The organism is Pantoea hericii (genome assembly GCF_014155795.1).
Taxonomy (GTDB): domain Bacteria; phylum Pseudomonadota; class Gammaproteobacteria; order Enterobacterales; family Enterobacteriaceae; genus Pantoea; species Pantoea eucalypti.
Window position 1 is genome coordinate 210449 of the sequence record NZ_SCKV01000003.1, and the last position, 24215, is coordinate 234663.

The 24215-nt window shown below is 59.7% G+C and carries 13 protein-coding genes; 10 read left to right on the top strand and 3 right to left on the bottom strand.

Annotation, left to right across the window (positions count from 1 at the left end; all coding sequences use genetic code 11):
• Positions 1-70: 70 nt before the first annotated feature.
• A complete protein-coding gene (locus H7K52_RS08090; protein ID WP_003851041.1) occupies positions 71-706 on the top strand; it encodes an NAD-dependent epimerase/dehydratase family protein in 636 nt (211 codons plus the stop codon).
• Here H7K52_RS08090 and nrdG read toward each other — a convergent pair.
• A complete protein-coding gene (gene nrdG / locus H7K52_RS08095) occupies positions 698-1162 on the bottom strand; it encodes an anaerobic ribonucleoside-triphosphate reductase-activating protein (RefSeq protein ID WP_181162224.1) in 465 nt (154 codons plus the stop codon). The genes H7K52_RS08090 and nrdG overlap by 9 nt on opposite strands.
• Positions 1162-3300 carry an anaerobic ribonucleoside-triphosphate reductase gene (gene nrdD / locus H7K52_RS08100; protein ID WP_182629908.1) on the bottom strand — a complete coding sequence of 713 codons (2139 nt, stop codon included), beginning with the start codon at positions 3298-3300 and terminating at the stop codon, positions 1162-1164. The genes nrdG and nrdD overlap by 1 nt, the downstream gene beginning before the upstream one ends.
• A gap of 248 nt (positions 3301-3548) precedes the next feature.
• On the opposite strand from nrdD, the gene H7K52_RS08105 reads away from it, so the two are divergent.
• Entirely contained in the window at positions 3549-5921 is a 2373-nt protein-coding gene (locus H7K52_RS08105; RefSeq protein WP_182629909.1) for a beta-N-acetylhexosaminidase, read from the top strand.
• A 35-nt stretch (positions 5922-5956) separates the two neighbouring features.
• Here the strand turns inward: H7K52_RS08105 and galR are convergent, their stop codons facing one another.
• A complete protein-coding gene (gene galR, locus H7K52_RS08110) occupies positions 5957-6958 on the bottom strand; it encodes an HTH-type transcriptional regulator GalR (protein WP_003851033.1) in 1002 nt (333 codons plus the stop codon).
• A gap of 190 nt (positions 6959-7148) precedes the next feature.
• Here galR and H7K52_RS08115 point away from each other — a divergent pair, with 190 nt between their 5' ends.
• The 8 genes from H7K52_RS08115 (at position 7149) to lplT (ending at position 24206) form a co-directional block, all read left to right on the top strand.
• A complete protein-coding gene (locus H7K52_RS08115) occupies positions 7149-9422 on the top strand; it encodes a molybdopterin guanine dinucleotide-containing S/N-oxide reductase (protein WP_039658925.1) in 2274 nt (757 codons plus the stop codon).
• Positions 9423-9699: 277 nt separating this feature from the next.
• Positions 9700-11439, top strand: a complete 1740-nt coding sequence (locus H7K52_RS08120) for a penicillin-binding transpeptidase domain-containing protein (RefSeq protein WP_003851029.1) — start codon at positions 9700-9702, stop codon at positions 11437-11439.
• A gap of 426 nt (positions 11440-11865) precedes the next feature.
• On the top strand, positions 11866-13074 hold the full coding sequence (locus H7K52_RS08125; RefSeq protein ID WP_182629910.1) for an efflux RND transporter periplasmic adaptor subunit: 1209 nt from the start codon (positions 11866-11868) through the stop codon (positions 13072-13074).
• Positions 13071-16292 (top strand): efflux RND transporter permease subunit, encoded by a 3222-nt coding sequence (locus H7K52_RS08130; RefSeq protein WP_182629911.1) that lies wholly within the window; start codon positions 13071-13073, stop codon positions 16290-16292. The genes H7K52_RS08125 and H7K52_RS08130 overlap by 4 nt, the downstream gene beginning before the upstream one ends.
• The gene (locus tag H7K52_RS08135; RefSeq protein WP_008925438.1) at positions 16289-19390 is read left to right on the top strand and encodes an efflux RND transporter permease subunit; all 3102 of its coding nucleotides are present in this window, start codon (positions 16289-16291) and stop codon (positions 19388-19390) included. Before H7K52_RS08130 ends, H7K52_RS08135 begins: the two co-directional genes overlap by 4 nt.
• A 3-nt stretch (positions 19391-19393) precedes the next feature.
• Positions 19394-20779 (top strand): efflux transporter outer membrane subunit, encoded by a 1386-nt coding sequence (locus H7K52_RS08140; protein WP_182629912.1) that lies wholly within the window; start codon positions 19394-19396, stop codon positions 20777-20779.
• An 89-nt stretch (positions 20780-20868) separates the two neighbouring features.
• On the top strand, positions 20869-23019 hold the full coding sequence (gene aas / locus H7K52_RS08145; RefSeq protein WP_003851019.1) for a bifunctional acyl-ACP--phospholipid O-acyltransferase/long-chain-fatty-acid--ACP ligase: 2151 nt from the start codon (positions 20869-20871) through the stop codon (positions 23017-23019).
• Positions 23016-24206 (top strand): lysophospholipid transporter LplT, encoded by a 1191-nt coding sequence (gene lplT / locus H7K52_RS08150; protein WP_003851018.1) that lies wholly within the window; start codon positions 23016-23018, stop codon positions 24204-24206. Before aas ends, lplT begins: the two co-directional genes overlap by 4 nt.
• Positions 24207-24215: the final 9 nt, after the last annotated feature.

Consider the following 24215-nt stretch of genomic DNA (forward strand, 5'->3'; position numbering starts at 1 on the left):
GAATGCAAGCCAGCCCGTGAAGATCAGCTATCTTTTAACCTATACGCAGTGAAATAAGGACGAATCTGAGATGAATCGCGTATTACTGACCGGTGCAACCGGCTTAGTCGGGTCGCATCTGCTGCGCTTACTGATTCAGGATCCGCGCGTCGATGAAATCATCGCGCCAACCCGACGGCCACTGCCTGTGATGCAGAAAGTCGTGAACCCGGTTGAAGCCGATCTCACCGATGTGCTGGGGCCGCTGGACTGTTCACTGGATACGGTGTTCTGCTGTCTTGGCACCACGCGTAAGCAGGCGGGCAGCAAACAGGCATTCATCCACGTCGATTACACTCTGGTCGTGGACAGTGCATTGTGCGGATTACGCTTAGGGGCGAAGCAGATGCTGGTGGTCAGCGCGCACGGCGCCAGTCGTCACTCACCGTTTTTATATAATCGTGTTAAAGGTGAAATGGAGAATGCGCTGCGTCATCAGGGCTGGCCGCGCCTGACGCTGGTGCGGCCTTCACTGCTGCTGGGAGAGCGCAAGCAGAAGCGCGGCGGTGAAAGCCTGGCGGGGCCACTTTTCGCGCTGCTGCCGGGTAACTGGCGCGCCGTGCATGCGCGCGACGTCGCGCGCTGTCTGCACCAGCAGGCTTTCACCCAGGGAGGTGAGAGTGTCACTGTCATTGAGTCAGGCGATATCCCGCGTCACTCAGCGTAACGGCCAGATAATCTGATTACGACTGCCGCGCCATTGCAGCGTGGCATCTTTCTCTTCTTCGACAAAGCGACCATCGATCAGTACGTCGAGATAGTCCAGCACAGCGCGCTGCGCGCTGTTCAGCTCCTGCATCCGGTAACCGGTCCAGAGCCAGATATCTTTATCGGGGCACGCCTGCCGCACCCGTTTTACCAGACGGCGGATGTGCGGCACGTTTTGCGGATGCAGCGGATCGCCGCCGCTCAGCGACAATCCCTGGCGCGGAATGCGCGTATCCTGCAAATCCGCCAGCAGTTGCTCCTCCATCTCAAGTGTAAAGGGCACGCCGGAGTCGAGCCGCCAGGTGCTCTGGTTGTAGCAGCCGCGACACTGATGTTCGCAACCGGCGACAAACAGTGTGCAGCGGGTGCCGGGACCATTAATAATATCGACATCATAGTAGCGATGGATATGCATCATCCCAGCGGTCCCTCTTCAAGATGTTTTACCCGACGCTGCACTTCCTGCTGCTTACCGGCGTTAAACGGCCGTGCATCCGGACTGCCCAGATAGCCACAGACCCGTCGGGTGACAGAGACGCGCGCCGGATCGTGGTTGCCGCAGTTCGGGCAGGTAAAGCCGCGGCTGGTACAGGTGAACTCGCCGTTGAAGCCGCACTCGTAGCATTCATCAATCGGTGTGTTAGTGCCGTAATAGGGCACGCGGTCATAGCTGTAATCCCAGACATCCTCCAGCGCTTTGAGATTGTGCTGCACATTCGGGTATTCGCCGTAACAGATGAATCCGCCATTCGACAGCGGCGGATAGGGTGCTTCAAAGTCGATTTTGTCGTAAGGATTGACCTTCTTCTCAACGTCGAGATGGAAGCTGTTGGTGTAGTAGCCCTTGTCGGTGACGCCCGGCACCAGGCCAAACTGCGCGGCATCAAGACGGCAAAAGCGGTCGCACAGATTCTCGCTCGGCGTGCTGTAAAGGCTAAAACCGTAGCGGGTTTCCTCTTTCCAGCGCTCGGTGGCATCACGCATACAGGCGATAATCTCCACACCTTTAGCACGCAGCGCCGCGTCATCGTAAGGGTGTTTATGACCGCCGCTGAGTGCATTCAGGGTTTCGTGCAGGCCGATATAGCCCAGCGACAGCGATGCACGGCCGTTTCGGAAAATAGGACCGACTTCATCATCCGCATTCAGCCGGACGCCACAGGCGCCTTCCATGTAGAGGATGGGCGCGACGCGTGCTTTGGTTTTCTCCAGCCGCGCCACCCGCGTCATGAGCGCCCGCTTAGCCAGCAGCAGGCGCGCATCGAGCAGCCTCCAGAAACGCGCCTCATCGCCGCCTGCTTCCAGCGCAATGCGCGGCAGATTCAGGCTGATCACGCCGATATTATTGCGCCCTTCATGAATCTGCTCGCCATTCTCTTCATAAACGCCCAGGAAGCTGCGGCAGCCCATTGGCGTTTTAAATGAGCCGGTCACTTTCACCACCTGATCGTAATTGAGGATGTCGGGATACATCCGCTTGCTGGCACACTCCAGCGCCAGTTGCTTGATGTCGTAGTTAACGTCGCCCGCCCGGCGGTTAACGCCCTCGCGAATGCTGAACACCAGTTTTGGAAACACCGCTGTTTTGCGATTTTTACCCAACCCCGCCAGTCGGTTGCGCAGAATTGACTGCTGAATCAGCCGCGCTGCCCAGTCAGTCCCCAGACCAAAACCAAAGGTGACAAACGGCGTCTGGCCATTGGCGGTGTGCAGGGTATTCACCTCATACTCCAGCGACTGAAAAGCGTCGTAACACTCTTTCTCCGTACGCTGGCGTGCATACTCTTCTGCCTGTGGAATCTGCCACTGCTCAGCAATCGCCAGATGCCGGGTATAGCTCTGCTCAACAAACGGAGCGAGCACTTCATCAATGCGGTTTATGGTGGTGCCACCGTAAATGTGGCTGGCGACCTGGGCGATGATCTGCGCCGTGACGGCGGTGGCGGTGGCGATCGATTTAGGCGGCTCGATCTCAGCATTGCCCATTTTGAAGCCGTTGGTCAGCATACCTTTCAGATCGATCAGCATGCAGTTGAACATCGGGAAGAAGGGCGAGTAGTCGAGATCGTGATAGTGGATCTCGCCGCGCTCGTGCGCCAGCACCACATCGCGCGGCAGGATCTGCTGCTGCGCGTAGTGCTTTGCCACGATCCCGGCCAGCAGATCGCGCTGCGTCGGGATCACTTTGCTGTCTTTGTTGGCATTTTCATTCAGCAGCGCCGCGTTGGTCTGATCGACCAGGCCGCGAATGGCGTGATGTAACTGGCTCTGACGATCGCGAGCGACATCGCGATCGTGCCGGTATTCAATGTAAGCGCGCGCCAGCTGCGGGTATGGGCCCGCCATCAGCGTTTCTTCCACTGCACACTGAATCTCCCGGATATCCACTTCCGGACGATCGGCCAGCCGCAGGGCAACCTGCTCAGCGACCTGCGTGCACCAGGCCAGGTCATTGACCTCTGCTGCCTGTGCCGCCGCCGCGACGGCCTGCTCAATACGCTGCGCATCAAAACCCGTCCGACATCCATCACGCTTGATGACCACCGTCGCCATTTCTCTCTCCGTAAACTACATATAGGTGTTTGATGGATTATATCCCCTACATGTAGTGATTGCTGCGAATTATTGCGTTCTGTTTTGACCTGAAACAAGGAAGATTCAACACGGCAGGGAATGCCGACTGAGGTAAGAATCAGGTTTTGAGATCAGGTTTCCGGGTGATTAACTGGCGTATTGGCGTGCAGCAACTTTAATCAACGTTATGCCCTGTTAAAACGTTGACGTCACAAGGATGCCCGCCAATGTGGTTACCCCGTTCTCTGCTCCTGCTTTCAGCCTTTTGTCCACTCGTCCTGGCCAGTCCGCTGCCACTGATGCCCTGGCCGCAGCAGGTGGAGCAGCCCGCCAGTGGCGGTGCACTTACCCTGACGCCGCAACTGACGCTGCAAATCTCAGGTGATCATCTGGCAGGTGCGGAAGCACGCTGGCTGGCGCGAATCAGTAACCAGACGGGCTGGCCGCTGTTGCCTGCATCCCAGCCGGTGGCCGCGCCGACTATACGTATCGTCATTGCAAAGGCGGTGGACCCGCTGCCACTGCCCGACAGCGATGAGAGCTATCAGTTGCAGGTCGATGGCGACGGCGTCCTGTTAACTTCACCCAGCCGTTTTGGCGCGATGCGCGGTATGGAAACCCTGCTGCAACTTATCCAGAACGGTGCACAGGGCACGACGATTCCTTACGTGACCATCCACGATCATCCCCGCTTTCCGTGGCGTGGTGTGCTGATCGACACAGCGCGCCACTTTATGCCGGTAGAGACACTTAAACGTCAGATCGACGGCCTGGCCGCCGCGCGAATGAACGTCTTTCACTGGCATCTCACTGACGATCAGGGCTGGCGCTTTGCCTCCAGCCACTATCCCCAGCTGCAGCAGAAAGCCAGCGATGGCAACTACTACAGTCAGCAGCAGATGCGGGAGATTGTGAAATATGCCACCGAGCGTGGGGTGCGTGTGGTGCCTGAGCTGGATATGCCGGGACACGCCTCTGCGCTGGCGGTGGCGATGCCGGAGCTGATAAGCAGACCGGGAAATTATCAGATGGAGCGCGGCTGGGGCGTCTTTAAACCGCTGCTCGATCCCAGTAACGAACAGGTTTATCAGGTGATCGACACGCTGGTGGGTGAGATGGCGGCGATCTTCCCCGACCCCTGGCTACACATCGGCGGCGATGAAGTCGATCCCACCCAGTGGAACGACTCACCCGCGATTCAGCAGTTCATGCGCGATCACAATCTGAAAGATGCGCATGCGCTTCAGGCGTACTTCAATCAGCGGGTGGAAAAGATCCTGGAAGCCCATCACCGTCAGATGGTGGGCTGGGATGAGATCGCCCATCCCGATCTGCCGCGCAGCATTCTGATCCAGTCGTGGCAGGGCCAGGATACGCTGAGTGCGCTGGCAAAAGAGAACACGCGCGGCATTCTCTCCACCGGGTTCTACCTCGATCAGCCCCAGCCTGCCAGCTATCACTACCGCAATGAGGTCACGCCGCGCGGGCTCAACGGCCTGGATCGTCTGCGGCCCGGCGATCAGGCGCAGAGCTGGTCATTCACGATGCCGCGCCTCAAAGGCAGCCCGGTGAAGGGCAGCTTTACGCTCATTCAGGGCGAGTCGGGCTGGCGCGGTTTTATCGACTTCGACGGCAAGTCCCGGCGGATGATCCGTGAGATCAACTGGCTCTCGACGCAGCAGGTGCAGTTCAGCGTGGATAGCTGGATGGGACCGTTCCAGCCGGTGTTCACGCTGCAGCAGCCGTCCCTCAAAGGCTATGTGCTGGTAGGCAACGTCCGTTATCCCACCAGCGGTCAGCGCCTGATGCAGCCGCCGGCGGGCATCGCGCCCGTGCTGCCCACGCCAGAACAGGTGCAGCACAATCTGCTGGGTGGTGAGGCAGCGCTGTGGGCGGAAAACATCAACAGCCAGATTATTGATACCAAATTGTGGCCGCGCGCCTTTGTGGTGGCTGAGCGGTTATGGTCGGCAGAGGATGTCACGAACATGGATTCAATGTATTCGCGGCTGTCAGCGATGGATCGCTGGAGCACTGTATCGGTGGGAACGCTGCAGCAAGCCCAGACGGAGCAGCAGATGATGCGGCTGGCCAACGGGCACGATATTGCCCCACTGCAAATACTGGCTGAGGTGCTGGAACCGGCGCAGTACTACACCCGCCAGCATCTGAAGTTTCAGGCGGGCCATTACGACTATCACGAGCCGTTAAACCGGCTGGCGGATGTGCTGCCTGCCGAGAGTGAGGCGGTGCGCCAGCTGGCGCAGCATGTCGCCGTGTTAATCGCCAACCGTAATAACCCGGCCGCTGCCTCCGCAGTTCGTGCGCCGCTGCAGCGCTGGCAGGCCAACACGACTGCGGTAATGCCGATCATCAACGGTAGCGCGACGCTGAAGCCGCTGGCACACAGCGTGCAGCAGATTGAGGTGCTGAGCACCATGGGCCTCGCGCTGGTGAATGCTTACGTCCGCAATCAGGCGTTTGGTGCCAGCGAAGTGGCGGAGATGCATGCGACACTCGATGCCGCTGCGCAGGTGCAGGATGAAACGGTGATTGCGCTGGTCAGGCCGCTGGAGACGCTGTTGCGCGCCTTTCAGTAAATGCGGTGGCCGGTGCGGAACCGGCCACCGTGGCATCAGGCCGGGCCGCTGACTGAATGGCGACGCACCAGCGTCGGGCTGAACATGTGGGTGACTTCTGGCAGCGGCAGATCGTTAGCCAGTGCCAGCGCAAGCTGGGCTGCCTGCTGCGCCATGGTGACAATCGGATAGCGGACGGTGGTGAGGCGCGGTCGCACATAGCGCGACACCAGCACATCATCAAAGCCGATCAGTGACATCTCTTCCGGCACGCGAACACCGTTATCGCTCAGCACTGCCAGTGCACCTGCCGCCATGGAGTCGTTGTAACAGGCGACAGCGGTAAAGTTCCTGCCGCGCCCCAGCAGTTCCGTCATCGCCTGCTCACCGCCGACTTCATCCGGTTCGCCCCAGGTGACCAGCCGGTCGCTGCACGGCAGGCCGTGCTCTTTCAGCGCATCGTAGTAACCCTGCAGGCGATCTTCGGCATCAGAGATGGTGTGGGTCGAACAGATAAAGGCGATATTCTGATGGCCGAGCTGGATCAGATGACGGGTGGCAAGCCAGGCACCGTAGCGATCGTCAAGCGCAATACAGCGCTTTTCAAAGCCTTTTATCAGCCGGTTCAGCAGCACCATACCGGGCACCTGCTTCATCAGCACTTCCAGCTCTGCGTCGGGAATTTTCTTGGCGTGAACCACCAGCGCCGCGCAGCGATGACGCATCAGCTGTTCAATCGCCTGCCGTTCTTTTTGCTCATTATGGTAACCGTTACCAATCAGCAAAAAGTTACCGGTATCGCCTGCCACCTCATCCACGGCTTTAACCATCGCGCCAAAAAAGGGATCGGAGACGTCACCGACAATCAGGCCGAGCGTTTCGGTCGATTGTTGCGCCAGCGCGCGTGCGTTGGCATTCGGGTGATACTGAAGCTGCTCCATCGCCTGGCCTACGGCCTGTCGGGAGCTGTCGCTGGCTTTGGGAGAATTATTGATTACACGTGAGACTGTGGCGACAGAAACGCCCGCCAGTCGCGCAACATCCTTTATGGTAGCCATGCGTTGACCTGCTTTGGGGAAAACGTTTACACATCACATCAGTGTTACGGAAAAGGGCGGACACATCAACCCGACAGAATGTCAGCGTCGTCGCAAAAAGGGGCGAAATCGGGCACTCAGGCACATCTTCTGCTCAGCCGCCGCCCCGTGTTATGCTCAATCTCCCACCTGGCTACCGTGAAAAACAACGATGAAAACCAAAGTGCCACATCTGGCTCACTGGGGCGCCTTTACCGCCGTCACTGAAAACGATCGCCTGATTGGCTGCGAACCCTTCTTCGCCGATGCCGATCCGTCACCGATGATCCACACCATTCCTGAACTGGTCTACTCCGACAAACGCATTCGCCAGCCGATGGTGCGTCGGTCGTGGCTAAAGTCACGCGAAAAGAGCGATCGCACGCTGCGTGGCCGGGAAGATTTTGTCGCCGTCGACTGGGAAACCGCGCTGGACCTGGTGGCGGAGGAGAATCGCCGCGTGCGCGAGCGTTACGGTGCATCGGGCATTTTCAACGGCTCCTACGGCTGGTCATCGGCTGGACGCGTTAATCACGCCCGCACCCTGGTTCGTCGTTTCTACTTTCAGGGTGGCGGTGGCGTCGATCAGCAGGGCAACTACAGCTGGGGTGCCGCGCAGTTCTTCCTGCCCTATGTAATCGGCACGTATATGCCGCTGACCGGGCGCGTCACCGAATGGCCGCAGGTGGTGGAACACGCCGAAATTTTTGTCGCTTTTGGTGGGCTGGCGCTGAAAAACGCCCAGGTTGCCTCGGGTGGCGCAGGGCAGCACAGCCTGAAACCGGCGCTGATGCAGCTGGCGGCCAAAGGGACGCCGGTAATCAACATCAGCCCGATGCGCGATGACTGCCCGGAATTCGTTAACGCCGAGTGGATCCCGATTCGCCCCAATACCGACGTGGCGCTGATGCTGGCGCTGGGCTATGAAATCACCCAGCGCGGCGCGGTTGACGAAGCGTTTCTCGCCAGCCACTGCACCGGCTGGCCGCAGCTGCGAGCCTATCTGCTGGGTGAAACCGACGGCGTGGCGAAAACCGCTGGCTGGGCCAGTCGTATCACCGGCATTCCAGCGGATAGAATTGTGCAGCTGGCGCAGCAGCTGACCGGCAAGCGCAGCTTTATGACCTGCTCCTATTCCGTTCAGCGCGCCCATCGCGGCGAACAGCCTTACTGGATGATGATTGCGCTGTCGTCGATGCTCGGCCAGCCAGGCCTGCCGGGCGCAGGTTTCTCCTTTGGTCACGGTTCAATGAACAGCGTTGGCAACCCGCGTCAGGAGGGGCCAGCCCCGATGATGAGCACCGGCCCCAATCCGTCCGGGCTGTCGATTCCGGTGGCGCGCATCAGCGACATGCTGCTCAATCCCGGCCAGCCGTACCGCTTCCAGGGCGAAACGCTGCACTATCCTGACATTCACATGGTGCACTGGGCGGGCGGCAATCCGTTCCATCATCACCAGCAGCTGAACCGGCTGGTGGAGGGCTGGCAACGGCCCGATACGGTGGTCGTGCAGGATATCGTCTGGACGCCTGCTGCGCAGATGGCGGATATCGTGCTGCCTGCCACCACCACGCTCGAGCGCAATGATATCGGTGGCTCCTCACGCGATCGCTTTGTGCTGGCGATGCATCAGGCGATCAAACCGCAGCACCAGGCGCGCAACGACTTCGATATTTTTGCGGACCTGGCCGAGCGCCTCGGCTATCGCGACACCTTCACCGAAGGGCGCAATGAGATGCAGTGGATCGCCCATCTTTATCAGCAGTGTGCGACCGCGCATCAGCGCAAAGGCATCGATTTCCCCGAATTTGATGCGTTCTGGCAGCGCGGCTTTGTGGAAATTCCGGAAGGCGGCAAGCCCTATCAGTTTATGGAGGCGTTCCGCGCCGATGCGCAGGCGAACCCGATTAAAACCGCCAGCGGCAAAATCGAGCTTTTCAGCCAGACCATTGCGGACTACCAGCTTGACGATTTTGCCGGTCATCCGGAGTGGCGTGAACCGCAGGAGTGGCTCGGCTCGCCGGTCAGCCACGACTATCCGCTGCACATGATCTCAATTCAGCCTTCGGACCGGTTACACAGCCAGCTGGATGCCACCGAAACGGTGCAGGGCAATAAAACTGCCGGACACGAAACGCTCTACATGCATCCACAGGATGCAGCAGCGCGCGGTCTGGTGGAGGGCGACGAGATTGAGGTGAGCAACGCACGCGGCGTGATGCTGGCGGGCGTGCGGATCACCGAGGGCGTGACGCAGGGCGTGGTCATTATCTCTACCGGTGCCTGGTTTGATCCTGGTTTTGGCAAGGCGTGGCAGCCGCACGATCGCGCGGGTAACCCCAATGTGCTGACGCTCGATATCGGAACCTCGTCGCTGACGCAGGGACCAAACGCCATGAGTTGCCTGGTGGAAATCAAAAAACATCAGGATTGCACAATAGCGTAAGGATCTCATGGCTGGTTACATTTTGCGGGTAACTGTTGCGTTTGAGAGATAGCAGCCGATTAATCCCTCTTGCTACATTCAGGGTCCCAGAGGTATTGATGGGTGAACATCAATAGATTTTCTTGATTACACCAACCTGCGCAGATGCGCAGGTTTTTTTTGCCCAAAATCTGCGGCCGATAACGAACTGATACACAGTTTTCCTGTTATACAGCCAGCGCTTTCTTTATAACTGCTGGCACCAGCCTCTTTCTCTTATTTTGCGCAGCGGAATGCCATGCCCCGGATTAAAAAACTACTGGGAAAAGACCAGATAAAAGCGCCATTTAACCCTTTTCGTTTTCGGCTGATCTGCCTGGGTGTCACGACCTGTCTGGTGGTGCTGCTGGCGCGCGTCGCGGACCTGCAGTTCCTGAATCAGCCGATGCTGGAGCACGAAGCCGATCAGCGATCGCTACGTACCGTCACGCTGCCGACCAGCCGCGGTACCCTGCTGGATCGTAACGGTGAAGCGCTGGCGCTTAGCGTGCCATCGCGCGATGTCATTGCCGATCCGCAGCGTGTGCTTGAGAGTAACCCCGATTTCACCAGCGCTAAATGGGCCTATCTTGCGGCGGCGCTTAACACCCGTCCTGAAGAGCTGGCGGCGCAGATCACTGCTAACCCGAAACGTCGCTTCCTCTATCTGGGCCGTAAAGTTGAACTGGGCATCGCGAAAGATATTAAAGAACTGAAGCTGAAAGGCATCAGTGAAGTCTACGACGACAGCCGTTTCTATCCGATGAGCGAGGCCTCTGCGCCGCTGCTCGGCATTGTAGGTGCGGATAACGTGGGTCTTAATGGCCTGGAAAAAGGCTTTGATAAAGTGTTGCAGGGCGAGCCTGGCAAAGAGGTCTATCGTCAGGATGCGGCGGGCAATATCATCGCCATGATCAACTATCAGCCGCCGACTCAGCCGCCAACGGTGCAGCTCAGCATCGACAAATATGACCAGTACACGCTTTACAGCAAACTGCGTGACGGCGTGCTGATCAACAAGGCGGATTCAGGCGCCGCCGTGCTGGTGAAAATTGACACCGGCGAGATTCTGGCGATGGCCTCCTATCCGTCGTTCAACCCTAATAACTACGAAGGGGCGACCCCGGCGCAGATGCGTAACTCGGCCATCAATGACAGCTATGAGCCGGGATCGACTGTTAAGCCGTTAGTGGTCATGGAGGCGCTGGAGCGCCACCTGGTGCGCCCGGATTCCGTAATCGATACCACGCCTTATAGCGTGAACGGCCACCTGATCCGCGACGTCGGTCACTGGCCGCGCCTGACCATGACGGGCATTCTGCAGAAATCGAGTGATATTGGCGTATCACACCTCGCGCTGGCGATGCCTGCGGAAGCGCTGGTGAATACCTATCAGGCGTTTGGCCTGGGTAAACCCACCGGATTAGGGCTGACCGGCGAAAGCGTCGGCTACTTCCCGCTGCACCGTACCCGCTGGGCCGATATCGAGCGGGCCACTTTCTCCTTTGGCTACGGCCTGCGTGTCACGCCGCTGCAGATTGCCCGTGAATACGCCACGCTCGGCTCTTATGGCGTTTACCGTCCGCTGTCGATCACCCGCGTTACGCCACCGGTCATGGGGCGGCAGGTTGCCAACCCGGAAACGGTGAAAGAGGTGGTGCATATGCTGGAGAGTGACGTCCTGCCGGGCGGAACCGGGCTGAAAGCCGCGGTGCCGGGTTATCGTCTGGCGACCAAAACCGGTACGGCGGAAAAAATGGGCACCAGCGGCAAGTATGATGGCGGCTACGTCAACTACACCGCCGGTATTGCGCCAGCCAGCCATCCTGAAGTGGCGCTGGTGGTGATGATCAACCATCCAACGGCAGGCGATCACTTCGGTGGCTCGGTTGCCGCACCAGTGTTCGGTAATATTATGGGGCCGGTGCTGAAACACATGAACATTGCGCCAGATGCCATTTACACGAAACCGGCGACCAATACTTCGGATAAATCTTAGTGGAATCAGAGTGTAAGCGAGACGTGAAAGATATTCACACCTCGTTGCACTTCCCCGAATTCGGTTGCGTTTTCTCGCTGTCCCCGCGCGGTCAATCAGTGCGAGGATAGCAGTCCCAGAGGTATTGATGGGTGTGAAAACAACACCGCTTCGGCAGTGAGATCCCTGTTATTACACCAACCCACGCAGATGCGTGGGTTTTTTTTGCCTGCTCGCCGGACGCTCTCTTCCCCGCTGTATAACCGCCGTTAAATCATCATCGTTCTTAACGAAACCCTGACAGTTTGCCAATAGAAAGGCGCGTCGGCTTTCACCGATAATGGCCGCCGTGAACCCTGGCGTTTTTTTGCTCGCCTCAGCCGGTTCACACTGCCGCATTCCGCATGTTCCGGGATTTCTTTTTCTGCTTACCTGAAGAGTTTGACGATGACTCACCTTTCTCGCCCCGGGCGTACTTTTGGGCTCAAATGGCTGCTCCTGTTGCTGGTGGTTGCGATTGTCGCGGGCGTTATCTGGTGTCTGCTGACGGCGGGTCATGGGCCGGGTGAGGGGATGCCGCCGGGCAGGCATGGCGCGCATGGCATGATGGGCGGCGGGGCGACGCTGGTTCACAGCGGTATGGCCAGCACGGCGGATGTGCCGGTGTGGCTCAATGCGCTCGGCACGGTGATCCCCAACGCCAGCGTGACGGTGACCAGCCGCGTTGACGGCCAGCTGGAGCAGGTTTTCTTTACCGAAGGGCAGAAGGTCAGTGCCGGGCAGTTGCTGGCGCAGATCGATCCGCGCAGCTATCAGGCGACGCTGAACCAGTATCAGGGCGAACTCAGCGAAAATCAGGCGCTGCTGAACAGCGCCGAACTGACGCTGGCGCGCTACCGCAAACTGGCGGCACAGGACGCGCTGGCGCGTCAGGATCTGGACAGCCAGATTGCCACCGTCGGGCAGTATCGCGGTGCGGTCGCCGCCGATCAGGCGCAGATCGCCAGTGCGAAGCTGAGCATTGAATATGCCCGCATCACCGCCCCGATCAGCGGGCGCGTCGGTTTGCGTCAGATCGACCCCGGCAACATGGTTCAGAGCGCCAGCAGCACGGGCCTGGTGACGATCACCCAGATGCAGCCCGCCGCCGTGACCTTTAGCGTGCCGCAAAGCGATATCCCGGCGCTGGTCAGCGTCCTGCATCAGGGCCAGAGCCTGCCCGCCACGCTGTTTGATCAGGACAACCAGCATCAGCTCGCCAGCGGCGAAGTAAAGTTCATCAGCAACCAGATCGACATTGCTACCGGCACCGTGGCGCTGAAAGCGGTGTTCGCCAATCAGGATGAATCGCTGTTTGCTAACCAGTTTGTCAATCTGCGACTGCAGATCCGGGTGCTGAAAGGCGCGACGGTGATCCCGGCGCAGGCGCTGCAGTTGAGCAGCGACGGCAGCTTTGTCTTTGTGATCAATCAGGATAACACCGTCACGCGCAAAGCGGTCACCACTGGCCCTGCGTTCGGCGACGATCAGCAGGCGATCCTCAGCGGCGTTTCGCCAGGCGATCGGCTGGTGACGGAAGGGATCGATCGCCTCACCAGCGGCAGCAAAGTCACGCTGGCCGATGAGACACCTGCTGCCGGTGCCGTGTCGAAATGAACCCGTCTCGCCTGTTTATCCTGCGTCCGGTCGCCACCATTCTGCTGATGGTCGGCGTGCTGATCTCCGGTATTTTTGCCTATAAATTTCTGTCGACCTCGGCGCTGCCGCAGGTCGACTATCCGACCATTCAGGTCACCACGCTCTATCCGGGCGCCAGTCCGGATGTCATGGCGTCGTCAGTCACGTCGCCGCTGGAGCGCCAGTTAGGGCAGGTGGCCGGGCTGAGCCAGATGAGCTCCACCAGCGCCAGCGGCGCGTCGATCATTACTCTGAAGTTCAGCCTCGATCTGTCGCTGGATGTCGCCGAGCAGGAGGTGCAGGCGGCGATCAATGCGGCGAATAACCTGCTGCCCGACAATCTGCCCAATCCGCCGACCTACAAAAAGGTTAATCCGGCGGACAGTGCAGTGGTGACGCTGGCAGCGAGCTCCAGCACGCTGCCGCTGACCGAGGTGCAGGATCTGGTCAATACCCGGGTAGCACTAAAGCTGTCGCAGATCTCCGGTGTCGGGATGGTGACGCTGGCGGGCGGACATCAGCCCGCGATTCGGGTGCAGATGAATCCTCAGGCGCTGGCGGCGCATCATCTGACGCTGGAGGCGGTGAATACGCTGATTGGCAACAGCAACGTTAATGGCTCCAAAGGCGGCTTTGACGGGAAATATCATTCGGTCACCATCGATGCCAACGACCAGCTGCGCACCGCCGACGCGTACGGCAACCTGATTCTCACCTATGAAAATGGCGCGGCGCTGCGCCTGAAAGATATCGCCCATATTGAACAGGGCCCGGAGAACAGCTTCCAGTCAGCGTGGGCCAACAACCAGCCGGCGATTGTGATTAGCGTGCAGCGCCAGCCGGGCGCAAACGTAATTCAGGTGGTGGACAACATCAAGGCGCAGCTCCCCGCGCTGCAGGCGGCGCTGCCGGACGGGGTGAAGATGACGATTCTCTCCGACCGCACTCAGACCATCCGCGCCTCGATCAGTGATGTGCAGTTTGAGCTGATGCTGTCGATTGCGCTGGTGGTGATGGTGACCTTCCTGTTCCTGCGCAACGTGGCCGCTACGCTGATCCCCAGCGTGGCGGTGCCGCTGTCGCTGATCGGCACCTTTGGTGTGATGTATCTGGCAGGCTTCAGCCTGAATAACCTGTCGCTGATGGCGCTGACTATCGCCACCGGTTTTGTTATTGATGACGCCATCGTGGTGGTCGAGAACATTTCCCGGCGGCTGGAGCAGGGCGAGTCGCCGATGGAGGCTGCGCTGAAGGGCTCACAGCAGATTGGCTTCACCATCATCTCGCTCACCTTTTCACTGATTGCCGTACTGATCCCGCTGCTGTTTATGGGTGATGTGGTCGGGCGACTGTTTCGGGAGTTCGCGATCACGCTGGCGGTGGCGATTCTGGTGTCGATGCTGGTGTCGCTGACTCTGACGCCAATGCTGTGTGCGTATCTGCTGCGCCACATTCCGCCCGAACAGCAGTCAACTTTTTCCCGCAAGGGCGGCGAACTTTTCGATGCGCTGGTGCGCGGCTATGACCGGCTGCTGACCGTGGTACTTAACCATCAGAAACTGACGCTACTGGTGGCGCTGGCGACCTTCGGGCTGACCGCACTGCTCTATATGATGGTGCCGAAGGGCTTCTTTCCGACCCAGGATACCGGGCTGATTCAGGGTATTACTGTCGCCTCACAGGATGTCTCATTTAAAGTGATGGCCACGCGGCAGCAGGCATTGTCGGCTCTGATTCTGAAAAACCCGGCGGTGGAAAGCGTCTCATCGACGATTGGCATCGACGGCACCAACACCAGCCTCAACAGCGGACGGTTACAGATCAACCTTAAGCCATTTGGCTCGCGTGATGTGAAAGCGGATGAGGTGATTAAACAACTGCAACAGGCGACCGCCGATGTGCCGGGCATCCGGCTCTATCTGCAACCGGCGCAGGATCTCACCGTCAACGACCAGGTCTCGCCGAGTCAGTATCAGTTCACCCTGGACGACGCCAACAGTGAAAATCTGGTCAGCGGGTCGTCAAAAATGGTGGCGGCGTTGCAGCAGCGGCCCGAATTTAATGGCGTGGTAAGTAACCTGCAGGATCAGGGGCGCGTCTCATACGTTGAGCTGAACCGCGATAAAGCGGCGCGCTTTGGCATTACTGCGTCGGACGTGGACACCGCGCTCTATAACGCTTTTGGTCAGCGTCTGGTCTCGACTATTTTCACCCAGTCGAATCAGTATCGGGTGGTGCTGGAAGTGGCTCCGGCTTACCAGCAGGGTCCGGCGTCGTTTGATGATGTTTATCTGCAGCCCTCTTCCGGCAGCAGCTCGTCATCATCTACCAGCACGGCTTCATCCACGGCTTCGTCATCAACATCAACGTCTTCATCAACGTCGACGTCCAGCTCAGCTTCTGATAGCGACACGGCCAGCAGCGGCATGGTGAAACTTACCGCTATCGCCACTATTCATCAGCGCACCGGCTCGCTGATGCACATGCGGCTGAATCAGTTTCCGGCGGTGATGATCTCCTTCAACCTTAATCCGGGCTACTCGCTGGAGGATGGGCAGCGGGCGATCGCCGACGTGCGGCAGCAGTTGCACCTGCCAGAGAGCAGCACGCTGCGTTACCAGGGCGAAACCTCGGCGTTCCAGAGTGCCACCGGCAACACGCTGTGGCTGATTCTGGCGGCGCTGATCACTATGTATGTGGTACTCGGCATCCTCTACGAGAGCTTTATCCATCCGGTCACCATTCTCTCAACGCTGCCGTCGGCGGCGGTGGGTGCGCTACTGACGCTGTTGCTGGCAGGCACGGAGTTCAGCCTGATTGCGCTGATTGGGGTCATCCTGCTCATCGGCATCGTGAAAAAGAACGCCATCATGATGATCGACTTCGCGCTGGAGGCAGAACACAAGCAGCATCTCAGCCCGCGTGACGCGATTCATCAGGCCTGTCTGCTGCGCTTCCGCCCGATCCTGATGACGACCATGGCGGCGTTGCTCGGCGCGTTACCGCTGATGCTGGCTTCCGGCTCGGGCGCAGAGCTGCGGCAGCCGCTGGGGCTGGTGATTGTCGGCGGGCTGATTGTCAGTCAGGTGCTGACGCTCTTTTCCACGCCGGTGATCTACCTGCTGTTTGATGGGCTGGCGCAGCGCGGCAACGCCTGGGTGAAACGCCGTCAGCAGCAGGCGCGGAGTGGACAATGAATCTGACCCGGCTGTTTATCTTTCGTCCGGTGGCGACGCTGTTGCTGACGCTGGCGATACTGTTGCTCGGCGCGCTGGGCTACCGGCTGCTGCCGGTGGCACCGCTGCCGCAGGTCGATTTCCCGACCATCATGGTCAGCGCCAGCCTGGCGGGGGCCAGCCCGGAAACGATGGCCGCCACCGTCGCGACGCCGCTGGAGCGTTCGCTGGGGCAGATTGCCGGTATTAGTGAGATGACCTCCAGCAGTTCGCAGGGCTCCAGCACGGTCATCCTGCAGTTTGATCTGGACCGCGATATCAATGGCGCGGCACGCGACGTACAGGCGGCGATCAACGCGGCGCGCAGCCTGCTGCCGAGCGCGATGGCCTCGCTGCCCACTTATCGCAAAGCCAACCCGTCAGATGCGCCAATTGTCATGCTGGCGCTGACCTCCGCCACCCGCTCGCCCGGTGAGCTTTATGACCTGGCAGAGAGCAAAATCGAACAGGTGATGGGGCAGGTGCAGGGCGTCGGCGAAGTCTCCCTGATGGGCAGCGCCTTACCCGCGGTGCGCATCGATCTGCAGCCGCTGAAGCTGACGCATTACGGCATCTCGCTGGAGACGGTGCGCGCCGCTGTCGCCAACAGCACCACCAATCTGCCTAAGGGGATTTTGCAGAGCAGTGACCAGTCGTGGCTGGTGGACAGCAACGGACAGCTGGAAAAGGCCGCCAGCTACCGCGATCTGATCATCACCTGGCAGCAGGGCAAAGCGGTGCGGCTGCGCGACGTCGCCACGGTCTATGACTCGGTGGAAGATCGTTATCAGGCGGGATTCCTCAATGCCACGCCTGCGGTGATGATCGGCATTAAACGTCAGGCGGGCGCGAACATGCTCGAAACCATCGACGCGATCAAAGCGCAATTGCCGCTGCTGGAAAAAAGTCTGCCCGCTGACAGCCAGCTGAAAGTGGTGGTTGACCGTTCGCCCGGCGTGCGCGCCTCACTGTATGACACCGAAGAGACGCTGCTGATCGCGGTGCTGCTGGTGATTGCGGTGGTGTTTATTTTCCTGCGCAATCTGCAGGCGGTGATCATTCCGGCGCTGGCGCTGCCGGTGTCGCTGATCGGCACCTGCGCGGTGATGTACCTGCTGGGTTACAGCCTGGATAACCTGTCGCTGATGGCGCTGATCGTCTCCACTGGCTTCGTGGTGGATGATGCGATTGTGGTGCTGGAGAATATCACTCGCCATATTGAGCGTGGGCTGAGTCCGCTGCGGGCGGCGCTGCGCGGGGCGCAGGAGGTGAGCTTCACCGTGCTGTCGATGACCGTGTCGCTGATTGCGGTGTTTATCCCGATCCTGCTGATGGGCAGCATTGTTGGACGGCTGTTCCGCGAATTCGCCGTAACGCTCACCGTGTCGCTGCTGATCTCGCTGTTCGTCTCACTCAGCCTGACACCGATGCTCTGCGCACGCCTGCTAAAGCCCAAACCGCCCGTCAGCCAGCGACCACATCCGCTTTATCAGTTTATTGAAAATCAGCTGAACCGCCTGCTGGCTGCCTACGGACGCGGGCTAGCCTGGGTGATGCGCCATCAGAAGCTGACGCTGCTCAGCCTGCTGCTGACCGTGCTGCTGAACGTTTTTCTCTTTACCGTGGTGCAAAAGGGCTTTTTCCCCAATCAGGACACCGGGCTGCTGATGGGCGCGCTGCGTGCCGATCAGAACATCTCATTCCAGGCGATGAAGCCGAAAATGCTGATGTTTACAAAGATCATTCAGAAAGATCCGGCGGTCGAGAGTGTGATGTCGTCTATGGGCAGCGGGATGTTTGGCTCCCGCAACAGCGCCAACTTCTTTGTGCGGCTCAAGGATTTTAGCCAGCGCGATGCCACGGCTACTGAAGTGGCTAACCGACTGACGCGCAAAACCAGCCATATCGCCGGGGCGCAGATGTTCCTGATGGCGGCGCAGGATCTGCACATTGGCGGACGTAGCGCTAACGCGACGTATCAATACAGCCTGCAGGCGGACGATCTTGCGCTGCTGCGGGTCTGGACGCCGAAAGTGCAGGCGGCGCTGGCAGCCATTCCCCAGCTTAACAGCGTAGATTCCGACTCGCAGACGGGCGGTCAGGAGGTGGAGCTGACGATTGACCGCGACCGCGCCACCCGACTGGGCGTCAACGTGAAAATGCTGGATACACTGCTGAATAATGCCTTCAGCCAGCGGCAGATCGCCACGCTCTATCACACTCTGAATCAGTATCACGTGGTGATGTCGCTGCAGGACAGCGACACCGCGAATCCGGCGACGCTACAGCAACTCTATGTGATTAACGACAGCGGTGATCGCGTGCCGCTCTCCGCCTTTGTCCGTTTCAGCGGTGGCAACGCGCCGCTGTCGGTAGCGCATCAGGGCCAGTCTGCCACCAGCACGGTGGCATTTAACCTCAATGATGGCGTTTCGCTGGAGCAGGCGCAGTTACTGATTAAACAGGCGATGGCGAAGCTGGGCCTGCCCTCGACCATTCATGCCGGTTTTGCCGGTACCGCCGCGGCCTTTTCACAGCTGACCGCCACCATGCCGTGGCTGATTCTGGCGGCGCTGGCGGCGGTCTACATCGTGCTCGGCGTGCTCTATGAGAGCTATATCCATCCGCTGACCATTCTCTCGACGCTGCCGTCAGCGGGCGTCGGAGCGATGCTGCTGCTGCTGCTGACCAACACGCAGCTCACGGTGATCGCGCTGATTGGCATCATCCTGTTGATCGGCATCGTGAAAAAGAACGCCATCATGATGATTGATTTCGCCATTGATGCGGAGCGGCGGTTGGGCATGTCGCCGCAGCAGGCGATCACCCAGGCGTGCCTGATGCGCTTCCGGCCAATCATGATGACCACACTGGCCGCCTTTTTTGGCGCCTTGCCGCTGGCGCTGGGCAGCGGCGGTGATGCCGACCTGCGCAGTCCGCTGGGGATAGCGATTGCAGGTGGGCTGGCGCTTAGCCAGCTGCTGACACTGTTCACCACGCCGGTTGTTTATCTTTGGCTCGATCGTCTGGGCCGTGCCACTCAACGTCAATGGCGTCGTTTGCGCCCTGCGGAATCCTGATCCATGAAACCTCTCATCCCGTTTGTTGTGATGCTGCTGTGCGGCTGTAGCGTGGGTCCTGACTATCAGCGCCCGTCTGTAGCGATGCCGGTTCACTATAAAGAGGCCCGAGGCTGGCAGCCGGCGACACCGCTGGATGCGCAAAGCAAAGGCGAGTGGTGGACGGTTTACCATGACGCCACGCTGAGCGGGCTGTTGAGCCAGGTCAGCGTGTCAAATCAGAACGTAGCAACCTATGCCGCGCAGTACCGGCAGGCGCAGGCTCTGGCGGCTGAGTCACGTGCAGCGCTGTTTCCCTCGCTGGACTATGACGGCAGCGTAACGCGCAGCGGCAGCCATGCCACCAACAGCAGCGTTCGCACCACCAGCAGCAGCCATCAGGCGGAATTGAGTGCCAGCTGGGAGCTGGATCTGTGGGGTAAACTGCGGCGCACGCTGGAGGAGAACCGCGCCAGTGCTTCGGCCAGCGCGGCAGAACTGGCCAACATCACGCTGAGCGCCCAGTCTGAGCTGGCGCAGGACTATTTCCAGCTGCGCATCATGGATCAGAAAATCGCGCTCTATCAGCAGAGCGTTGATGCTTATCAGCACTATCTGAACGTGATCACCAGCCAGTATCAGGCGGGCACCGCGTCGCGTGCCACGCTGGCCCAGGCGCAGCTGCAACGGGAGAGCGCCAGCGCCTCGGCGCAGGATTATCAGTGGCAGCGTGCGCAGATGGAGCACGCCATTGCACTGCTGATCGGCAAAGCTCCGGCCGACTTCAGTCTGCCCGCTGCGCCACTGACGGCCACATTACCCGCGATTCCGTCAGCCCTGCCGGGCGAGCTGTTACAGCGCCGTCCCGATATCGCGTACGCCGAACGTAATATGGCCGCCGCCAATGCCGCCATCGGTGTGGCGGTAGCCGGTTACTATCCTGACCTGACTCTGAGCGCGAGTGGTGGTGTCAGCGCCTCCGTGCTGCATTCGCTCTTCTCGCTGCCGAACCGCGTCTGGTCACTGGGACCGGCGCTAAGCGGTACATTGCTCGACGCGGGTGCGACCTCGGCGAAGGTCGATCAGGCGCGGGCAAGCTGGGATGCCAGCGTGGCCACCTATCGTCAGACGGTGCTGACCGCGATGCAGGAGGTGGAAGATAAGCTGGTGGAGCTGAACACGCTGCAGGGCGAAATCGCCGCGCAGCAGCGCGCCACCGACGCGGCCCAGACTTCGGCGCGGGTGACGCGCCTGCAGTATGAGGCGGGCATGATTGACTACCTGGATGTGGCGACCACTGAGAACAGCAGCCTGAGCGCACAGCAGAGTTTGCTGACGCTTGCGACCACGCAGTGGGTCAGCAGCGTCGCGCTGATTGCCGCGCTGGGCGGTGGCTGGCAGGCCCCCTGAAGCAGTATCAGATTGCCGATAATTCGGTTGTCGAACCGCGTCAAATCCTGCATCGTGAGGGCTATTTTTCACGATGCTAAGGAGCTGGCATGGCTTTCACACTTTTACGCCTGATATTTCGCCTGTTATGGCGGGTCGAACTGCGGGGCGACGTCGCCGAACTGCATAAGCAGAAGGTATTGATCACACCGAACCATATGTCGTTTCTGGACGGCATGTTGCTGGCGCTATTTTTGCCTGTTAAACCGGTGTTTGCCGTCTACTCGACCATCAGCGAAAGCTGGTTTATGCGTCTGGTTAAACCCTTTATCGACTTTGTGCCGCTGGATCCCACCCGGCCCATGGCGCTGAAGCAGCTGGTAAGGCTGATTGATACGGGCCGTCCGGTGGTCATCTTCCCGGAAGGACGAATTACTGTTACCGGCTCGCTGATGAAAATCTACAGCGGGGCAGGCTTTGTTGCGGCGCGTTCCGGCGCTAACGTCGTGCCAATGCGTATTGAAGGGGCTGAATACACGCCGTTTGGTCGTCTGGCGGGCGTGTTTAAACGTCGCCTGTTCCCGCGCATCACTCTGACCGTTCTGCCCGCCACCCGCATTCCGATGCCAGAGGCGAAACGGGCGCGCGATCGCCGCGTGCTGGCCGGTGAGCATCTGCATCATGTGATGATGGAAGCGCGCATGGCAGTGCGTCCGCGTGAAACCCTGTTTGAGGCGTTTCTGGCGGCGCGGACGCGTTACGGCGCGTTTAAGCGCTGCATCGAAGATGTGAATTTCAAACCCGACAGCTATAACGGCCTGCTGAAGAAGTCGCTGGGCGTAGGCCGTATTCTGGAGCGTTACAGCCAGCCGCGTGAAGTGGTGGGGCTCCTGCTGCCTAATACCACCGTGACGGCGGCGGCGATTTTCGGTGCCACACTGCGCGGGCGCGTTCCGGCCATGCTCAACTATAGCGCGGGCGTTAACGGCATGCGTGCAGCACTGACCGCGGCGCAGATTAAAACCGTCTTCACGTCGCGGCAGTTCCTGGACAAAGGCAATCTGTGGCATCTGCCGCAGGGGCTGGACGATGTGCAGTGGATCTACCTGGAAGATCTGAAAGATACCGTCACGGGCAAAGACAAGCTGTGGATCCTTGCCCATCTGCTGATGCCGCATCGCGCCCAGTTACCTCAACAGCCGGAAGATGCCGCGATGGTGCTGTTTACCTCCGGCTCTGAAGGCAACCCTAAAGGCGTGGTGCATTCCCATAAAAGTCTGCTGGCGAACGTCGAGCAGATCCGCACCATCGCCGACTTCACGCCGCGCGACCGCTTTATGTCGGCGCTGCCGCTGTTCCATGCGTTTGGTCTGACCGTCGGGCTGTTTACGCCGCTGATGACCGGTGCTCAGGTCTTCCTCTATCCCAGCCCGCTGCACTATCGCATCGTGCCGGAGCTGGTTTATGACCGTAACTGCACCGTGCTGTTCGGCACCTCAACCTTCCTGGGTAACTACGCGCGCTTTGCCGCGCCCTATGATTTTGCCCGTCTGCGCTATGTCGTTGCGGGTGCGGAGAAGCTGCAGGAGAACACCCGTCAGCTCTATATCGAGAAGTATGGCATTCGCATTCTCGAAGGCTACGGCGTCACCGAGTGCGCGCCGGTTGTGGCGATTAATGTGCCGATGGCAGCGAAGACACACACTGTGGGACGCATTCTGCCGGGCATGGATTCACGCCTGATGTCAGTGCCGGGCATTGAGCAGGGCGGACGCCTGCAACTGCGTGGACCAAACGTGATGAAGGGCTATCTGCGGGTCGAAAATCCTGGCGTGCTGGAAGCCCCGGCCGCCGACGATGGCGAAGGTAATCTGGAAGCGGGCTGGTATGACACCGGTGATATCGTCAGCTTCGATGAAGGCGGTTTCTGCCAGATTCAGGGACGTGCCAAACGCTTTGCGAAGATCGCGGGTGAGATGGTGTCGCTGGAGATCGTCGAGCAGATCGCGCTGAAGGCGTCGCCGGAGAAACAACATGCGGCGTCGCTGCGTCCGGATGGACAGCGCGGTGAGGCACTGGTGCTGTTCACCACGGACGCTGAACTGGTGCGCGACAGGCTGCAGAAAGCAGCCCGCGAGCTGGGTGCGCCAGAGCTGGCACTGCCGCGTGATATCCGCGTCATGAAGCAGTTGCCGCAGCTGGGCAGTGGTAAACCCGATTACGTCACGCTGAAAAAAATGGCGGAAGAGGAGCAGGCATGAGCCTTGATCGTAATGCGCCGCTGATGTCGCGCGGCATGATTGCCGTGATTATCGCCCAGTTCTTTTCGGCGTTTGGCGATAACGCGCTGCTGTTTGCCACGCTGGCGGTACTGAAAAGTCAGTTCTATCCCGACTGGAGCCAGCCGGTCTTACAGATGCTGTTTGTCGCGGCCTATATTCTGCTGGCGCCGTTTGTCGGTCAGGTGGCGGACAGCATGGCGAAAGGGCGGGTGATGATGCTCGCTAACAGCCTGAAGCTGCTGGGCGCGCTGGTGATCTGCTTCGGCTTCAATCCTTTCATTGGCTATACCCTGGTGGGCGCGGGCGCAGCGGCTTACTCGCCGGCCAAATATGGCATCCTCGGTGAGATCACCCACGGCGAGAAGCTGGTGAAAGCCAACGGGCTGATGGAGGCTTCGACCATCGCCGCCATTCTGCTGGGTTCGGTGGCGGGCGGGATGCTGGCTGACTGGCATATTCTGGCGGCGCTGGGCATCTGTGCGCTGACCTACGGCATCGCTGTGGTCGCGAACCTGTTCATCCCGAAACTGCAGGCGGCACGGCCTGGTCAGAGCTGGCAGTTTGGCGTGATGGTACGCAGCTTTTTCAGTGCTGCCGCGCTGCTCTGGCGTGACGCAGAAACCCGCTTCTCGCTGCTCGGCACCAGTCTGTTCTGGGGCGCAGGCGTAACGCTGCGTTTCCTGCTGGTGCTCTGGGTGCCGGTGGCGCTGGGGATCAATGACAACACCACGCCAACCACGCTGAATGCCATGGTGGCGATCGGCATTGTGATTGGCGCAGCGGCGGCGGCGAAGCTGGTGACGCTGGAGACCGTGCGTCGCTGTATGCCGGCTGGTGTGCTGATTGGTGTCATGGTGGTGGTCTTTGCGCTGCAGCACTCTCTGCTGAATGCTTATTTAGTGCTGATGCTGATTGGTGCACTGGGCGGTTTCTTTGTGGTGCCGCTGAATGCGCTGTTACAGGCGCGGGGCAAAGAGAGTGTCGGTTCAGGCAACGCCATTGCGGTACAGAACCTGGGTGAGAACAGCGCCATGCTGATTATGCTGGGGCTCTATACGCTGGCGATTAAGGCGGGCGCGCCTGCGGTAGCGACGGGCGTCGGCTTTGGCGTGCTGTTTGCGCTGGCGATCGCCGTGTTGTGGCTGTGGCGACCTGCTAAGCGTTAAGTGATTCAC

What these genes read in the sequence shown, in the direction of transcription:
- H7K52_RS08090 (WP_003851041.1), top strand. Translation starts at nt 71, where the DNA reads ATGAATCGCGTATTACTGACCGGTGCAACCGGCTTAGTCGGGTCGCAT.
- nrdG (WP_181162224.1), bottom strand. Translation starts at nt 1,162, where the DNA reads ATGCATATCCATCGCTACTATGATGTCGATATTATTAATGGTCCCGGC.
- nrdD (WP_182629908.1), bottom strand. Translation starts at nt 3,300, where the DNA reads ATGGCGACGGTGGTCATCAAGCGTGATGGATGTCGGACGGGTTTTGAT.
- H7K52_RS08105 (WP_182629909.1), top strand. Translation starts at nt 3,549, where the DNA reads ATGTGGTTACCCCGTTCTCTGCTCCTGCTTTCAGCCTTTTGTCCACTC.
- galR (WP_003851033.1), bottom strand. Translation starts at nt 6,958, where the DNA reads ATGGCTACCATAAAGGATGTTGCGCGACTGGCGGGCGTTTCTGTCGCC.
- H7K52_RS08115 (WP_039658925.1), top strand. Translation starts at nt 7,149, where the DNA reads ATGAAAACCAAAGTGCCACATCTGGCTCACTGGGGCGCCTTTACCGCC.
- H7K52_RS08120 (WP_003851029.1), top strand. Translation starts at nt 9,700, where the DNA reads ATGCCCCGGATTAAAAAACTACTGGGAAAAGACCAGATAAAAGCGCCA.
- H7K52_RS08125 (WP_182629910.1), top strand. Translation starts at nt 11,866, where the DNA reads ATGACTCACCTTTCTCGCCCCGGGCGTACTTTTGGGCTCAAATGGCTG.
- H7K52_RS08130 (WP_182629911.1), top strand. Translation starts at nt 13,071, where the DNA reads ATGAACCCGTCTCGCCTGTTTATCCTGCGTCCGGTCGCCACCATTCTG.
- H7K52_RS08135 (WP_008925438.1), top strand. Translation starts at nt 16,289, where the DNA reads ATGAATCTGACCCGGCTGTTTATCTTTCGTCCGGTGGCGACGCTGTTG.
- H7K52_RS08140 (WP_182629912.1), top strand. Translation starts at nt 19,394, where the DNA reads ATGAAACCTCTCATCCCGTTTGTTGTGATGCTGCTGTGCGGCTGTAGC.
- aas (WP_003851019.1), top strand. Translation starts at nt 20,869, where the DNA reads ATGGCTTTCACACTTTTACGCCTGATATTTCGCCTGTTATGGCGGGTC.
- lplT (WP_003851018.1), top strand. Translation starts at nt 23,016, where the DNA reads ATGAGCCTTGATCGTAATGCGCCGCTGATGTCGCGCGGCATGATTGCC.